At 40.8% G+C, this 15563-nt stretch carries 14 protein-coding genes; 10 read left to right on the top strand and 4 right to left on the bottom strand.

The features are described 5' to 3' along the window. Nucleotides 1-42: 42 nt before the first annotated feature. Nucleotides 43-897, bottom strand: coding sequence for a chemotaxis protein (locus tag B1K71_RS14335; protein ID WP_077328225.1), 855 nt, complete (start codon nt 895-897; stop codon nt 43-45). Nucleotides 898-1147: 250 nt separating this feature from the next. Here B1K71_RS14335 and rfbA point away from each other — a divergent pair, with 250 nt between their 5' ends. The 8 genes from rfbA (at nt 1148) to B1K71_RS14375 (ending at nt 9172) form a co-directional block, all read left to right on the top strand. Beyond that, the gene (gene rfbA / locus B1K71_RS14340) at nt 1148-2080 is read left to right on the top strand and encodes a glucose-1-phosphate thymidylyltransferase RfbA (protein ID WP_077328227.1); all 933 of its coding nucleotides are present in this window, start codon (nt 1148-1150) and stop codon (nt 2078-2080) included. Beyond that, nucleotides 2073-3080 carry a dTDP-glucose 4,6-dehydratase gene (gene rfbB / locus B1K71_RS14345; RefSeq protein WP_077328229.1) on the top strand — a complete coding sequence of 336 codons (1008 nt, stop codon included), beginning with the start codon at nt 2073-2075 and terminating at the stop codon, nt 3078-3080. Before rfbA ends, rfbB begins: the two co-directional genes overlap by 8 nt. Then, a complete protein-coding gene (locus B1K71_RS14350) occupies nt 3059-4009 on the top strand; it encodes a glycosyltransferase family 2 protein (RefSeq protein WP_077328231.1) in 951 nt (316 codons plus the stop codon). Before rfbB ends, B1K71_RS14350 begins: the two co-directional genes overlap by 22 nt. Nucleotides 4010-4013: 4 nt before the next feature. Further along, nucleotides 4014-4688 carry a GNAT family N-acetyltransferase gene (locus tag B1K71_RS14355; protein ID WP_077328233.1) on the top strand — a complete coding sequence of 225 codons (675 nt, stop codon included), beginning with the start codon at nt 4014-4016 and terminating at the stop codon, nt 4686-4688. Nucleotides 4689-4690: 2 nt separating this feature from the next. Beyond that, the gene (locus B1K71_RS14360; protein WP_077328235.1) at nt 4691-5056 is read left to right on the top strand and encodes an EamA family transporter; all 366 of its coding nucleotides are present in this window, start codon (nt 4691-4693) and stop codon (nt 5054-5056) included. A gap of 12 nt (nt 5057-5068) precedes the next feature. Then, entirely contained in the window at nt 5069-6181 is a 1113-nt protein-coding gene (rffA, locus tag B1K71_RS14365; RefSeq protein WP_077328237.1) for a dTDP-4-amino-4,6-dideoxygalactose transaminase, read from the top strand. After that, nucleotides 6144-7823, top strand: coding sequence for a DUF6044 family protein (locus tag B1K71_RS14370; protein ID WP_077328239.1), 1680 nt, complete (start codon nt 6144-6146; stop codon nt 7821-7823). Before rffA ends, B1K71_RS14370 begins: the two co-directional genes overlap by 38 nt. A gap of 233 nt (nt 7824-8056) precedes the next feature. Then, a complete protein-coding gene (locus tag B1K71_RS14375; RefSeq protein WP_245799286.1) occupies nt 8057-9172 on the top strand; it encodes an NADH:flavin oxidoreductase in 1116 nt (371 codons plus the stop codon). 217 nt (nt 9173-9389) lie between these two features. On the opposite strand, the gene B1K71_RS14380 is transcribed toward B1K71_RS14375, so the two are convergent. Further along, nucleotides 9390-9875 carry an NUDIX hydrolase gene (locus tag B1K71_RS14380; RefSeq protein ID WP_077328241.1) on the bottom strand — a complete coding sequence of 162 codons (486 nt, stop codon included), beginning with the start codon at nt 9873-9875 and terminating at the stop codon, nt 9390-9392. 263 nt (nt 9876-10138) lie between these two features. Between B1K71_RS14380 and B1K71_RS14385 the strand changes: the two genes are divergently transcribed. After that, nucleotides 10139-11590: an MFS transporter gene (locus B1K71_RS14385; protein WP_077328243.1), complete on the top strand. Its 1452-nt coding sequence runs from the start codon at nt 10139-10141 to the stop codon at nt 11588-11590. Nucleotides 11591-11882: 292 nt separating this feature from the next. On the opposite strand, the gene B1K71_RS20415 is transcribed toward B1K71_RS14385, so the two are convergent. Next, nucleotides 11883-11960, bottom strand: coding sequence for a putative holin-like toxin (locus B1K71_RS20415; protein WP_428848874.1), 78 nt, complete (start codon nt 11958-11960; stop codon nt 11883-11885). A gap of 338 nt (nt 11961-12298) precedes the next feature. After that, on the bottom strand, nt 12299-12880 hold the full coding sequence (locus B1K71_RS14390; RefSeq protein ID WP_077330269.1) for a GrpB family protein: 582 nt from the start codon (nt 12878-12880) through the stop codon (nt 12299-12301). 542 nt (nt 12881-13422) lie between these two features. Between B1K71_RS14390 and B1K71_RS20420 the strand changes: the two genes are divergently transcribed. Continuing rightward, nucleotides 13423-14984, top strand: a protein-coding gene (locus B1K71_RS20420) for an IS3 family transposase (protein ID WP_428848847.1) whose coding sequence is annotated in 2 segments (ribosomal slippage) — nt 13423-14080 and nt 14080-14984 — 1563 coding nt in all. Because the reading frame shifts where the segments join, the coding sequence is not laid out codon by codon here. Nucleotides 14985-15563 lie beyond the last annotated feature (579 nt).

A 15563-nucleotide genomic window follows, 5' to 3' on the forward strand; every position in this document is an offset into this window, starting at 1 on the left:
TATACTGCCGGAAATCCTGCTAAAACGAGGGAGTACAATCTGTTATCGACTGGCATTAACATTTTTCCATACACGAAGCAGGCCATCTGTAATCTTTGAAATCACATCGCCATCTGTATCATATTTGGCATGGGACAGCGGATTCCAGCTTGTCAGCAGTCCGCCGGCGTTCACTTCAACATCTTCAGTCACTGCTTCTTTATAAGCATCATTAAGTCCTTTAAGCGGATAAGCCAAAATATCGTCTTTATCATAAAAATTCAGCCATTCCCCGGTGATGCCAGGATAATGATCTGTCATATGGGGTGATGGTACTGTGATTGGTGACCCGAAATCAATATAACGGAGAGACCAAAGAGCCATTGGACTGCCCAGCGAATAAAACAATGCCATCGTTTCACAATTCTCTATCGGTGTATCATCAGAATTTTGTTTCGTTAATGCCCGTATGTTGCTTCTTCTGTACTGCAAATCATAAAAATAATTACTTGCCACAATAGAACCCAGACTGTGACTGATGACACAAAGCGGCGCCGTTTCACCCGCCCGCTCTTTCAACTGACGAATTGATTTTGCGACAACTGTATGCACCTTATCATAATTTTGTCCGCCCGCGCTTGTAGGCTGGTAGGCAACAGCATCTGATAAAAATGTAATCACAAATTGCCTGAGCCATCCATAATCCAAGTCTGCATCATGCTGCATACTTTTCCAAAGCTGCTGCTGCTCCTGTGCAAATACGGATGACCAGAAAACAGGTTCAAATTCCAGGTCAACCCGGTTAGTTCCGCATTTATCCCGGAAGTCACCCGAAATCTGTTGAATCATTTTTTCGGCAAAATCACGTTCCGGAGTCCCTGCACCATGCAAAATGAGTACGCCAATTTTTTGTCCCATATTTACCCTCCATTTCTGTGATCCTGTTTTAGCATATTCCCGGAAGATGCAAACCTTTCATACCAGTTGATTTCACATCTGAATCGCACATGTTGTTTCTACTTATATACCCCATTCGAACAATTTGTAAAATAAAGAAAGTAATTAAATTGAAATCGAATTGTAAGATTATTTACTCGAAAAACGGTAATAGAATATATGGAAAGGTTTATTTTCATGAATTTATTACCAATAATAGAGGATGGTTCCCATGAAAGGTATCATACTTGCTGGCGGAAGCGGCACAAGATTATCACCGAGCACAGACAGTATAAACAAACACCTTCTTGCTGTATTTGATAAGCCGATGATTTATTATCCACTTTCCGTTCTTATGCTCGGTGGGATTAAGGACATTCTGATCATTAGTACACCTCAGGACAGACCGCGCTTTGAAGAACTTCTTGGTGATGGAACAGCATTTGGCATCAAACTGACCCATATGGAACAGACCGAACCAAACGGCATCCCGGAAGCATTTATCCTCGCAGAAGATTTCATCGGGAATGACAATATCACGCTGATTCTCGGCGACAATATTTTTTACGGACAGGGATTCACGACTTTGTTCCGGCGCGCATTGGAAAACCATAACCATGCAACAGTGTTCGGTTATCGGGTAAAGGATCCGGAGCGGTTCGGGGTTGTTGAATTTGACCACAACCAAAAAGCTGTATCACTGCAGGAAAAGCCCACTGATCCAAAATCCGACTTCGCTGTTACCGGGCTGTACATTTTTGATTCCCAGGCAGTTACGATAGCCAAACAATTGAAACCGTCGGAGCGCGGCGAATTGGAGATTACAGACCTGAATAATGAATACCTGAAAAAAAGACAGCTTGATGTTCAGCTTCTTGGCAGAGGTTTTGCCTGGATGGACGCGGGAACACATGAATCACTGTTTGAAGCAGCAGAATTTGTGAAAATCACCCAACAACGTCAAGGATTCAAACTCGCCTGTCTTGAAGAAATCGCCTACTATATGGGCTATATAAGCCAGCATGCATTATTTAAAAAAGGTAAAGCAATGGAAAAAACCGACTATGGCCGCTATTTAATTGAAATCGCCAAACGAAAACATACAGAGCAATACTGGGAAGAAATTGACCGAAATCCAATGTTAGGACTGGTGGAAAATGAATAATACAATTCTTGTAACAGGTGGATCCGGATTTATCGGGTCCAACTTTATTACTTATTTTATGGAAAAACATCCAGGCTGCCGGATTATTAATCTGGACAAGATCACTTACGCCGGGAATCCTAATAATTTACGTCAGGTGGAACAGTTGGACAACTACCGTTTTATCCGGGGTGACATTACAGATGAGCAGCTCGTGAACAGTATATTTACCGAATTTGACATTACAGGTGTCATCCATTTTGCCGCTGAATCACATGTTGATCGATCCATCAAAAATGCATCATCCTTTGTTGAAACAAATGTGTTAGGCACGAATGTATTGCTGCAGGCTGCGCGTAATTCCTGGCGGGATAAAGGTGAATTGACTGAACGGCGGTTTCACCATATTTCCACCGATGAAATATACGGATCTTTAGGTAATGATGGGAAATTTAATGAAGACACCCCGTACAACCCGCGCAACCCCTACAGTGCATCAAAGGCCGGGGCAAACTTACTGGTCAACAGTTACGGGGCCACTTATGGAATGAATGTCATTATTTCTTCAAGCTCCAACAATTACGGTGCACGGCAGCATGAAGAGAAGTTAATTCCCACGGTTATTTCCAACGCGTTGAAAGGAAGTTCCATTCCCATTTACGGAGACGGGCAAAACATCAGAGACTGGCTGTATGTAAACGATCATTGTCAAGCCCTGGACCTTATTTATCATCAAGGCAATCGGATGGAAACGTATAATATCGGCGGCGGAAATGAAAAAACAAATATGGAACTCGCCATCACTATATGCGATATATTAGATCATCTGAAACCGGAGACTTACAGTTATAAGGAATTAATCAAATTTGCCATGGATCGGCTTGGCCATGACCGGCGTTATGCAGTAGACGATTCAAAATTACGGAATGAACTGGGCTGGAAACCGGTAACCGACCTGCAAACCGGATTGCGAAAAACTGTTGAATGGTATGTAAACAAATGGGATCAAGTTACCCTTTAATTTCTGTCGTTGTACCGGTTTATGGCTGTGAGGTTTGTCTGAAGGAACTATGCAGCCGTGTTACGAAAACGATTGAAAAAATACCAGCCCATTTTGAAATCATTTTAATTAACGATGCAAGCCCTGACAATGCTTGGGAAACTATTACACAGCTCTCTGCCAGCGATGAGCGGATTAAAGGTATTGATCTGGCAAGAAATTTTGGTCAACATCACGCCATCACCGCCGGACTGGATTATACGGTTGGAGACTGGATTGTTGTCATGGATTGCGATCTTCAGGATCAGCCCGAGGAAATTGAAAACCTTTACCAAAAAGCACTCGAAGGATATGAAGTGGTATTCGGCAACCGGACCATACGACAGGATAACTGGTTCAAACGGCATACATCAAAACTGTTCTACCAGGTATATGACTATTTATCCGGGCGAACTTCGGATCATACGATAGCCAATTTTAGCATCAGTTCCAAAAAAGTCGTGGAAGGTTTCCGGCGGATGCGGGAACAAAACCGCTTCTTCCCCCTGTTTATCCAATGGATGGGCTACAAGACCGGAACTGTTCGTGTTGAACACAGTGCCCGTAAAGAAGGTAAGACTTCCTATAATCTTAAAAAACTGGTCACCCTTGCAACTGATGCAATTATTTCCCAGTCGAATAAACCGCTCCGATTATCCATTCAGTTTGGATTTTTAATAGCCCTAGGTTCTTTTATTTATGGGCTGTATCTGTTTATTCGATACTTTTTCCTGGCACAACCGGTTCAGGGGTGGACCAGTGTAATGGTCTCCATCTACTTTATAGGCGGATTGATTTTTTTCAATTTCGGTGTTCTTGGACTCTATCTCGGAAAAGTGTTTAATGAGGCTAAAGGACGTCCACTCTATCTGATACGCGATACGACAGAAGACTTAAAAGAACGGAGATGATGGTATGGAAACACTCAGAGAGACGCCATGGGATAAACGGAATTTCAACATCAACACCTACGAAGTACTTGATTATTCCGAAACAACCCTTCAAAAAACCGACAATCTTGAAGGACACTTCACATTAAAAGTCAATCCGCTGGAAAGTCCTGAACTGTTATTAAAACACGGATTTTATTATATGGACACGTTAATAGAACCTGTCTGCCAGCGGGAAAACCTGAATATCTTCTATAAAGAAGGAACTTCCATTTCTAAGGATTACGATCCTGATGAAATATTGCAAATTGCTAATGAAGCCTTTATGCACGGGCGATTTCACCGTGATTTTCACATACCTGATAACCTGGCCGATTTACGCTACGCAAACTGGGTAAATGACCTCATTAAGAATGATTCTATTTTTGCATTAAAAGATCATGGCCGGACAGTAGGGTTTTACGCTTACGACCAGGATAAAGTTCTGCTTCTCGGCATCACACAAGAATACCGGAAAAAAGGGCTTGCAAAAACATTTACCAGCCAGGGATGTCAGAAACAGTTTACCTTTGGATATGATCAGCTTCGCACCTCTATTTCAGCGGCGAACGTTGCATCACTGAATTTGTTCCAGGCACTCGGATTCAAGCTTTCGAAAACCATTGATGTCTATCATAAAATGAATGGTCCGGGCGTGTAGTCATGGGTTATTTTTATATATTTGCAACCATCTTTTTTACGGTATATGGTCAATTGATTCTGAAATGGAAAATTGATCAGGCAGGCAGCCTGCCACAGGATTGGTCCGACAAATTAATATTTCTCGTGCAGCTGCTGCTTCATCCATGGATACTATCCGGGTTCCTGTCCGCATTTATTGCATCATTATTCTGGATGGCCGCTATGACAAAATTTAACATCAGCTATGCCTATCCATTTATGAGTCTGTCATTTGTACTTGTTTTTGTGTTATCGGTGTTTTTATTTGGGGATCCGGTGACGGTTCAAAAAGTTATCGGATTAGCTCTGATTGTAGCGGGCATTATTGTAACCAGTCAATCATTGTGAGGTGATCGTATTATGATTCCGTTCAACAAACCATGTTATGTAGGAAGTGAAGAAGAAGTCATTAAAGAAGCACTGCAACAAACGAAACTTTCCGGTAATGGTCCATTCGGCAAAAAATGTGCGGAGTGGCTTGAGCAGCAGCTAAAATGTGAGAAAGCACTCCTCACCCCTTCCTGTACTGCGGCCCTGGAAATGACAGCGCTGTTGATTGATGCAGGACCCGGAGATGAAATTATTATGCCATCCTATACATTTGTTTCAACTGCAAACGCATTTGCACTGAGAGGGGCTTCGATACGGTTTGTGGATGTTGACCCGGCAACCATGAATGTATCCCCTTCTGCCGTCAAAGCCGCTATCACTTCCAAGACAAAAGCCATTGTTGTCGTCCATTATGCAGGTATATCCTGTGATATGGATGCCGTTATGGATATCGCCAGAAAGGAAACTTTATGGGTAATTGAGGATGCAGCACAAGCATTAATGAGTACGTATAAAGGAAAACCACTTGGTGCAATCGGTCACTTTGGCACAATCAGTTTTCATGAAACGAAAAACTATACGTGTGGTGAAGGCGGAGCATTAATCATTAATGATGTCGATGCAGTTGAACGTGCCGAAATTTTACAGGAAAAAGGAACAAACCGGAAACAGTTTTTCCGTGGCGTGGTAGATAAATATTCCTGGCGTGATATTGGCTCATCCTACCTGTTGAGTGATATCAATGCAGCTTATTTATCCGTACAGCTGCAGCATGCCGGACAAATCTTGACAGAGCGGATGAACTGCTGGGACCGTTATTTCGAGGGTCTGAGTGATGTCGATGAAATCGGTATTCCATTTGTTCCGGCCAGTTGTAAACACAATGCGCACATGTTTTACATAAAAACAGACGAGGCGCAAAAGTTAATTGCCTATCTGGAAGAACGTGACATATTAGCAGTAACACATTTTGTACCGCTGCATACTTCACATGCCGGAAGAAAATTTGGAAAAATGGCAGGTATGGACCAGCACACATCTGCAGAAAGTGAACGGCTTGTCCGTTTGCCATTATATTACGGGATGGAGGAAGAGGCTGTCGATTATGTGGTCAACCATGTTAAAAACTATTTCAGCGCATAAACAAATACTAGTGGCATGTTTGGTTATTATCGCATATTTGATGCCCTATTATATACTTGGCGAAGATACACATATCCGGGTTCACGATAACCTGGATTCTAATATTGTCTGGTATAAGCTTCTTGTGGAAAGCGGACAATTTTTTTCCATGGGAACACTGCCAAACATCATTAATGGTCTGCCAAGAAGTACGCTGGCTTCCCCGTTTGATGTGATGGTATGGCTGAATGTGCTTTTGGAACCAATGACGGCATATACTGTCGGGCAAACGGTGATGCGATTTGTCGCGTTTACCGGTATGTACCTACTGTTACGGCGGAAAGTTAATTCAATATGGATTACAAGCGGAGCAGCACTCGGGTTTGCCCTGCTCCCTTTTTGGCCATCAGGATTACTGTCAATTGCCGGACTGCCGCTTGCACTGCATCTCTTTTTGAACTTTCGCAAGCATGGCTGGAAAACACCTGTTTATCATTGGATTATTTTATTGCTGTTTCCATTCTTTTCAAGCTTTATTCTGACATTCGTATTTTTCCTTGGATTGATGGGTGTTATCTGGATTATAGATTGGATCCGCTCGAAGAAAAGTAATTGGGCATTTTTCACTGCCATTTCCTTCATGACCCTGCTGTATCTGGTCAAAAACTACATATTGATTTACAGCATGTTTTTCAGTGAAGGTTTTACTTCACATAGAGAGGCACTTAATCTGGGACACAACAATTTAGCTGAAACATTCGAATTGTTTATGCACAATTTTATTCACGGGCATACGCATGATATGGCGGTTCATACAAAAATCATCCTGCCTGTTATTGGTGTGGCATTGGTCGTGGCCGCCTGGCGCAAGATTAAACCAAAGCTGCTTATTGGACTGATTTTATTCAATGCACTGCTTTCCCTTTGGTATGCATTCTGGTACTGGGAAGGTTGGCGCATGATAAAAGACAATTTTATGATTGCCAATACCTTTAATTTCAGCCGCATCCATTTTCTTGATCCGATGATCTGGTATATTTGTTTTGCTCTGGCATTGTGGATTCTATGGCGATATCTGTCATTTGGAAAAGTGCTTGTATCGATATTACTGGTGGCACAACTGCTGATTTTGATTGGGCTCAATGAAGAGATAAAATACAGTTCTATCGGCACCCCGACTTTTGCTGAGTTTTATTCGGAAAATTTATTTGCAGACATTCAAGAATATATCGGGAAAGATCCATCAGAATACCGCGTAGTGAGCATTGCCACGCATCCAACAATTGCACAATACAACGGTTTCTATACATTGGATACATACAACAACAGTTTTCCACTTTCCTATAAGCACAAGTTCCGAAAAATCATCGCACCGGAACTGGAAAAAAACGCGACACTGGAAAACTATTTTGATACATGGGGCGGCAGACTTTACATGTACGTTGCGGAACTCGGCAAACATTATTTGTTTACAAAGGACAGTAATAAAGTACTTGATCATCTGAACATCAACACAGCAGCACTGCGTAATCTTGGCGGCGACTACGTACTGTCTGCCCTTCCGATTAAGAACCACCGGGAGAACGATTTAATATTTGAACGAAGCTTCACGACAAATGCATCACCATGGAAAATATACCTGTATAAAGTGGAACCTGACTAATTAGAGGTTCCACTTTATATTGGTATAGCAGCAAATTGTCCGACTATAACCGGAATAAAGAATAATTAGTTACCCCAGTCTTCAATTAAAAGTCCGTAAACAATTTCATCCTCATATTTTCCTTCTTCCATGAATCCAAGACGTTTTGAAATGAATATTAACACCATGTTCTCACTCAGTGCCCAATAATGGCAAATCAATTTTAAATAGTTTAAACTTGCGGTGGAATAGAAATGAGTGAAAGCAAGGTGATCATAATGGAAGAACTATTTACACAAGGCAACATAGGAAAGCAAACTTTAAAAAACCGATATATTGTGGCTCCGATGACACGCGTCAGCTCAGAAGAAGATGGTACACCGAATGAACGCGTGCACAAATACTATGAACGTTTTGCGAAAGGAGGATTCGCGGCGGTCATCACTGAAGGGGTATATCCCGACACAGAGCATAGCCAAGCCTATAAATACCAAGGCGGGCTGGCCACTGAAAAACATGCAAGAGCTTGGGCACCAATTGTGAGAAGTGTAAAATCGCATGGGGCGTTAATGATTGCACAGCTGATGCACGGAGGGGCCCAAACACAGGGGAACCGCCATACAGATGTTACGGTTGCACCTTCCGCTTTTTCTCCGTCAGTAGATAAAGTGGAAGTATACTACGGCAGCGGCCCCTTTCCAACAGCTAAAGAATTAACTTTAGAGGGCATTGAAAAAGTGAAACAGGGCTTCATTCGTTCGGCGGAACTTGCGAAAGAGGCAGGATTTAGCGGCGTTGAATTACACGGAGCAAATGGTTATTTACTGGATGAATTTTTATCTGAAATCAGCAATCATCGAACAGATCAATATGGCGGCAGTGTTAAAAACCGCGTTCGTCTTCTCAAAGAAGTAATAGAGGAAGTAGGAAAAGCAATTGGAACTGACATAATTCTGGGCATCAGGATTTCCCAACTGAAAGCAACGAACGGCAGCTACAAATGGCCGGGCGGCGAAAAGGATGCGGAAATCATCTTCTCTGAGCTCGGGAAAACGAATGTCGATTATATACACATCTCGGATGATGACGCGGCTACACCAGGGTTCGGCGAAGACACAATGACGATGTCAGAAGCTGCTAAGAAGTTCACGGACAAGCCTGTTATCGCATGCGGAAAATTAAGTGATCCATCAAAGGCTGCAAATGTTTTGAGACAAAATCAAGCTGACTTTATCGGAATTGCCCGCCAAGCACTCGCACAACCCAATACACCTAACCGCGTCCGGAACGGCGATTCGCTTAATAAGTTTGACGGCAAGGCGATTATGACTCCACAAGCGTACGTAAAGGATTTTGAATTGGAAATGTAGGGAAATAAGAAGAGGCTGGGACAAAAGTGATTTATCCAAAAGAAAACTCGAACAAATTTACTGAAAATGGAGCGTATAGCTGCACCGGAAAATCCCTCATTGTTCGTCTTTTGAATTACATGTTTTTGATATGTCCCAGCCCCTCCTTTTCATAGCTGAATTTTTCGTGTTTGCTGCCTTCCGTTTGATTTTTACCGGGGTCAACGAATCATAATCATTAAATTGTTCTTTTAAGTTTCACTTCAAATTCCGGTTTTGTTACGTAATCCATATAAAAAATATTACCTTCGAATTCCAAATAAGCTTGGAATCTTGTTCTGAGCGCGGGAGAAGTTACCATATCCAGCACTTCATTCTTTTTCACCCATTTACTATTCGATGTTTCATCTGAAGAAGATAGTTCTCCACCTATGGGCTTGCATACATAATCAAACATTACTTTTGCAGGTACTATTTTCACACCGCTATGTCCTTTGTATGTTCCAGTATTCGAATAAATGCTAGTAAGATGGGAGATTTCAACATCAATGCCGCTTTCTTCCTTCACTTCTCTAATTAATCCATCCATCAGATTTTCACCAGCCTCCACTTGACCACCGGGAAAAACCCACTCACCACTTCGGCGTTCCTTAACGATCAATATTTCTTCGTGATCGTTCTCTACAAAACCTAGTGCTGCAACAATATGTACAGGCATTTGCATTTGATCTACCCCCTAAAAATAGTGACTGGAAATCAGTATAACAATACTTCATAACACCAAGTTGTTCTTCAATTGAAAAAAATTCAAAGAGCCCCCTTTACATCAAATAAACTTTTCATAAAAAAGGCAAAGAAGGTACATAATAAAACCAGAAATTTTCTTATCCACATTTACGTGGTGTATCTCTAAAGTAACCCGGCAGCGCAAAATTTTCAAAGCGGGTTTAACTTATATATACCATGTTAAGGGAGTTGCTGTATAAAATGAGATTTAACAAGAAAAAAATTAACGTTGTAGATATTAAACAAACGAAGAAAAGCGTGTATGCTACTGGCATAGGAAACGCTATGGAATGGTTTGATTTCGGTTTATATTCATATTTAGCCGTTATTATCAGTCAAACCTTTTTTAGTGCTGTTGAGAATGATCAGCTTAAATTAGTGTTCACATTTGCAACATTTGCGATTGCTTTTTTAATGCGCCCGCTAGGCGGTGTTATATTTGGAAAAATCGGTGATAAATCGGGAAGAAAAGTTGTCTTGACTACCACGATTATTGTAATGGCTTTTTCCACATTTCTAATTGGTGTATTACCTACGTATGATCAAATAGGTATATGGGCGCCTATACTTCTATTAGTAGCCAGAATTATTCAGGGTTTTTCAACTGGTGGCGAATACGCAGGGGCAATGGTCTATATTGCAGAATCTTCTCCGGACAATAAACGCAATATGCTGGGAAGCGGATTGGAGATTGGCACGCTCACTGGTTTTATATTGGCTTCCTTGCTTGCCAGTTCACTCTTTATCTTTTTATCTGATCAACAGATGTCCTCATGGGGCTGGAGAATACCGTTTCTGCTCGGATTACCTTTAGGGCTTATTGGGTTGTATCTCAGGAAAGGATTAGAGGAAACGCCGATTTTTGAAAATGAACTTTCCGATGATGAGAGCGAGGAGGAAAGCTTCCTGTCCATTTTAAAAAATCATAAAAAAGATGTCCTTGTATGTTTTGTAGCTGTCGCGTTCTTTAATATTACAAACTATATGCTTTTATCATACATGCCTTCATACTTGGACGAGATTATTGGCTTATCCAGTACAACAGGGACCATCATAATTACAATTATAATGGTTATTATGGTGCCGCTTGCTCTGATGTTTGGAAAGCTCAGTGATAATATCGGAAACAAGACCGTATTCCTAATTGGATTGGGCGGATTAACACTATTATCTGTACTCGCTTTTTATTTTTTGAATTTAAATTCTTTGATATTTGTTTCTTTAGGTATCCTGATTCTGGGTGTCCTGCTTTCAACTTATGAAGGCACAATGCCTGGAACACTGCCAACGATGTTCACAACCGATATCCGTTATCGTACATTAGCCGTAACATTCAATGTCTCCGTTTCATTATTTGGCGGGACTACCCCATTGGTTGCAACTTGGCTTGTTTACCAAACTGGAAGTAATTTAGCACCCGGATTCTACCTGACAGTCATTAGTATCATCGGATTTTTAGTGACAGCATTCTTTTTCACTAACACATCAGGAAAATCCCTGAAAGGTTCTTATCCAACAGTTGCTACCAAATCCGAATTTAAAGAAGCCGTCGAAAATCCAAAAGATGCATTATGGTGGAAAGAAGGCGTGGAAACATCTGAAGAAATGATACCAGTTGAAGAAAAAAAGAACAATCAGGATTCAGATAAATAAATAACGATGTGCTGTCGGGCACCGTATAAAAAATAGACTGGCTTCGCATAAGTTGTTTATATAATTTCGCTAAACTGTGAACTCGTTGTACGAGAGGTAACAAAAACATTGATTTTTTTTGTTTGCAAACCGTTTTTTCGTGTTATAATAAACATAGAAATAGGAATAAGACATAAATTAATAAAGACCGAAGATACGCTAATATCTTCGGTCAGCAATGAATCGCTCCCCTTCAAGAGGGGTCAGCGCAAGTAAGGAATAGACCTCACTAGCCTGGTAAACTAAGGGAGGTCTATTTTTCATGGTCTAAAATCGTCACAATCAGTGTTGCGAAAGCGATCATTAGAACCATTGTCTCAAAAACAGACATAGGCAACACCCCCTTCCGTTATAGCGTATCGTACGACACTACAACCGACAGGAATGCGCCGACCTCCCTTGAGGAAAACGCGATTATTGCATAGTTCTATTATATCACTAGCCCAAGAGGTTTAAAGAATTTTTTTAACTTTCCTTTAGCATTTATTCTAATAATAAAATCTTATTTCCTCTGTCCTGATCCTTGGCCATTATATGCAATATAGGGGTATTCTTTTTTAGAGAAAAGCACCCGATTAAAGAACAAAGGTTGTTTCACTAGCAGATATTCAAATTGACATTACCTAGCCCTGTGACTTTCAATAACAGGGCTAGGTAATGTCAAACGTTCTATTCTTTGGCTTTTGCTCGATCCATGATTTCTTGAACTATTGAGTCTTTGGCATCAGCGTAATGTTGCACGTGTCGCCATTCACGCTTTGCCAGGTTGCGCTTGACGCGTGCATATTTGTCCCGATCAGAATTGTTGGTACGTAGCCAGTCACGAAAACGCAACATACGATCTACCTGTGATGCCCCTTTGCTGAATACGTGCAAATTAATGTCTGTATCAGGCCCCTTGAACATACGGTGTTCAAACCACTCGGGTTCCCGAATACGTAGCGTGTAACCAGCTTTCTCCAAGCTAGGGACAAAGCTCGATTCATCGCCAGAGTCTGTTACAACCAAAAGAATATCGATAATTGGTTTTGCACAAAGCTCTGGTACTGACGTTGATCCTACATGTTCCACTTGTAATGCCCTATCCCCGAGTTCTGAACGAATTCGCTTAGCTTCTCTATCGAATAATTTGGGCCAGCGTGAATCATATTCCAATAGAGTAATGGTGGCATTGTGGGGTTTACGCTCCCCAACCGTAACAGTTTGAAGTTCTTCATCACTTATAGATGTTGAATTTGAAACGTCATCCATTGGCGGCAATTAATTCACCCCCTTATCCCCGTCTTTTTGTTTAGCACATGAATATACCACAATTTTGTTGGGACTACAACTGTCCATTATCTATACTCTTGTTCAATAAAATGATCCTTATATGCGATATTGGCATTATCCATTGTTAAGGAATGGCACCCCATTGCCGCATAGTCAAATCCAGTTTCTTAAGCTACCGTGCGCGTTTACTGAACAATGATTTTATACCATATAAGAAGAAGACAAAAAACTGCCTACCAAATACAGTATAAATAACAACAATATGTTATAATAAAATACAATAGACTGGCTTCGCATGTAGGGGTGGCGCACCGATTGACCTTTTTGGACACTTCCGAGAAGGGAGGTGTTGCCTATGGACATGACAAATGTATTAGCGCTTATGATATCCTTCGGGATGTTAGTTGCGTTTATAATGTCTGACCATAAAAAATAACCCCTCGTGTGCTTGATTGATATGCTCCCCTTAAAGTAGACAGATTAAAAAATAAAAATCTGTTTATTTTAAAGGGAGTATTTTCATGTACAAAAGAAGGAGTCGTCCTTCAGAGGAAAAAATTAAGATTTTACATGCGTGTGAATCGGGGGAGTATTCGTTAAATGAAATATGTTCCTTTTATCACGTGCATCATCAAACGATAAAAGCTTGGCAAGAAAAATACAATAAACATGGTATGAACGGGCTTCGGGAAGCTAGATCAAAGAAAAGATACCCAGAGGAATTAAAACGCTCAGCAATTAAAGACTATGAATCTGGCAAATATTCTTTAAGGGATATAGTAAGAAAATATGAGATTTCCGATCCAAGAGTTTTAAGGCAATGGATTAAAAAGTATAATGGTCATAGTGTAATGAACGTAAACAGGAAAGGGCGGACAAATACTATGGCCAAAGGAAGAGAGACAGAATGGCGCGAACGGATTAATATTGTATTGGATTGTCTTTCCAGAGGTAAGAATTATCAAAGCACGGCCGAACAGTATAAGGTATCTTATCAGCAGGTATATCAGTGGGTGCGGAAATACGAATCTAGGGGTGCGGATGGTCTAAAGGACGGTCGTGGAAGAAACAAAACAGAAGAAGAACTGACGCCTGAAGAAAAAACAAAATTTGAAATCAAAAGGATAGAGAAGGAAAATGAACGGCTGAGAGCGGAGAATGCTTTTCTAAAAAAGCTGAAGGAACTCGAAAGGAGGGATCACTAAGCAGGGTTCGATTGGAAAGAGAATTTACAGCAATCAAGGAACTACATGAGAATGAAGGTTTTCCGATTAAACTTTTATGTGAAGTGGCTGGGATTGTGCGTTCATCTTACTATAAATGGCTGAATCGGATACCTACTGCAGAGGAAAAGCAAAACAAAGTGCTTCTCACCGAAATATACGCCGTGCATGAAGAACACAATGGTATTTACGGTTATCGTCGGATGAAGATGAATATCAATCGTCGACTGGGACGTAAATATAATCACAAACGAATTTACCGGCTCATGAGACTCGTCGGTATCAAAGCAGTTATCAGAAGGAAACGAAACCCCTATATTAAATCTACACCTCAGCACATTGCCGAAAATACATTAAACCGTGAATTTACGGCTGACATGCCAAACGAGAAATGGGTGACGGACGTTACTGAATTCAAGTATGGACAGGGTTCAAAAGCCTATTTAAGTGCAATTCGCGACTTATATGACGGATCGATTATCAGTTATGTATTAAGTCGATCAAATAATAATCCATTGGTTTTTGAAACCTTTGATAAGGCAGTGAAAGCAGAACCCAAAGCTAAACCAATATTGCACAGCGATCGCGGATTTCAGTATACTTCCAAAACGTTTAAACGAAAACTTGAAAAAGCAGGCATGACGCAAAGTATGTCACGCGTTGGCAGATGTATTGATAATGGTCCGATGGAATCCTTTTGGGGCTCATTAAAATCGGAAGAGTATTATTTAAACACGTATAATTCCTTCGAAGAATTGGAAAAGGCAATTGAGGAATATATCGAATTTTATAATCGTAGACGTTATCAAGAAAATCTAAACGACCTTAGCCCTTATGAATATAGAACCAAAGCCGCTTAACTTATTTTTTATTATTTTTACTGTCTACTTGACAGGGTGCAGTTCATGATGGGCAATTGAGGGATCATTTTCGCTCTTGCGCCGCCCCTCTTGTTGGGGTTCGGTCTATTATATCGTAGGCGTTACAGCGTCTACGGTATTATTATTATATGAACTCTTATATATAGTATACCCGATTTTTCTAAAAAAGAAAACACCAAACTGTTGCTTTTGTGCAAAAGTACCTTCCGACTTAAATTTCAGTTTTACAAATCTTTTGCTGTTATTCAACATTGTGACCCGTCTCCACAGAATTAGGTGTCAGGATTTATTTATACGAATAGGTAAGAGTTTGACGTTATCGCCCTCTTTTCCCTTCGTTCACACCGTACGTGAGACTTTCACCTCATACGGCGTTCCAACTAATCCAATTCAATTTAATCATCAACACTTTTGAATAGTAATGTCACGTGTCTCAATTCTTCCGTTTCAATAAGTCGGTGCCTCCCATGGGAGGTGAACCTCTTTTAGTCTTACGAGACCATGAATTAACAAAGGTTAACGTTTCAATTATTTACACTGGTATTGAAGATTGACAAC

Source organism: Virgibacillus siamensis (assembly GCF_900162695.1).
GTDB classification, from domain to species: domain Bacteria; phylum Bacillota; class Bacilli; order Bacillales; family Amphibacillaceae; genus Lentibacillus; species Lentibacillus siamensis_A.

Bases quoted from the DNA above. Each gene is read 5' to 3' on its own strand.
- rfbB (WP_077328229.1), top strand. From the start codon at position 2,073: ATGAATAATACAATTCTTGTAACAGGTGGATCCGGATTTATCGGGTCC.
- B1K71_RS20415 (WP_428848874.1), bottom strand. From the start codon at position 11,960: ATGTCTGTTTTTGAGACAATGGTTCTAATGATCGCTTTCGCAACACTG.
- B1K71_RS14370 (WP_077328239.1), top strand. From the start codon at position 6,144: ATGTGGTCAACCATGTTAAAAACTATTTCAGCGCATAAACAAATACTA.
- B1K71_RS14385 (WP_077328243.1), top strand. From the start codon at position 10,139: ATGAGATTTAACAAGAAAAAAATTAACGTTGTAGATATTAAACAAACG.
- B1K71_RS14390 (WP_077330269.1), bottom strand. From the start codon at position 12,880: ATGGATGACGTTTCAAATTCAACATCTATAAGTGATGAAGAACTTCAA.
- B1K71_RS14335 (WP_077328225.1), bottom strand. From the start codon at position 897: ATGGGACAAAAAATTGGCGTACTCATTTTGCATGGTGCAGGGACTCCG.
- rffA (WP_077328237.1), top strand. From the start codon at position 5,069: ATGATTCCGTTCAACAAACCATGTTATGTAGGAAGTGAAGAAGAAGTC.
- B1K71_RS14380 (WP_077328241.1), bottom strand. From the start codon at position 9,875: ATGCAAATGCCTGTACATATTGTTGCAGCACTAGGTTTTGTAGAGAAC.
- rfbA (WP_077328227.1), top strand. From the start codon at position 1,148: ATGAAAGGTATCATACTTGCTGGCGGAAGCGGCACAAGATTATCACCG.
- B1K71_RS14375 (WP_245799286.1), top strand. From the start codon at position 8,057: ATGAGTGAAAGCAAGGTGATCATAATGGAAGAACTATTTACACAAGGC.
- B1K71_RS14350 (WP_077328231.1), top strand. From the start codon at position 3,059: ATGGGATCAAGTTACCCTTTAATTTCTGTCGTTGTACCGGTTTATGGC.
- B1K71_RS14360 (WP_077328235.1), top strand. From the start codon at position 4,691: ATGGGTTATTTTTATATATTTGCAACCATCTTTTTTACGGTATATGGT.
- B1K71_RS14355 (WP_077328233.1), top strand. From the start codon at position 4,014: ATGGAAACACTCAGAGAGACGCCATGGGATAAACGGAATTTCAACATC.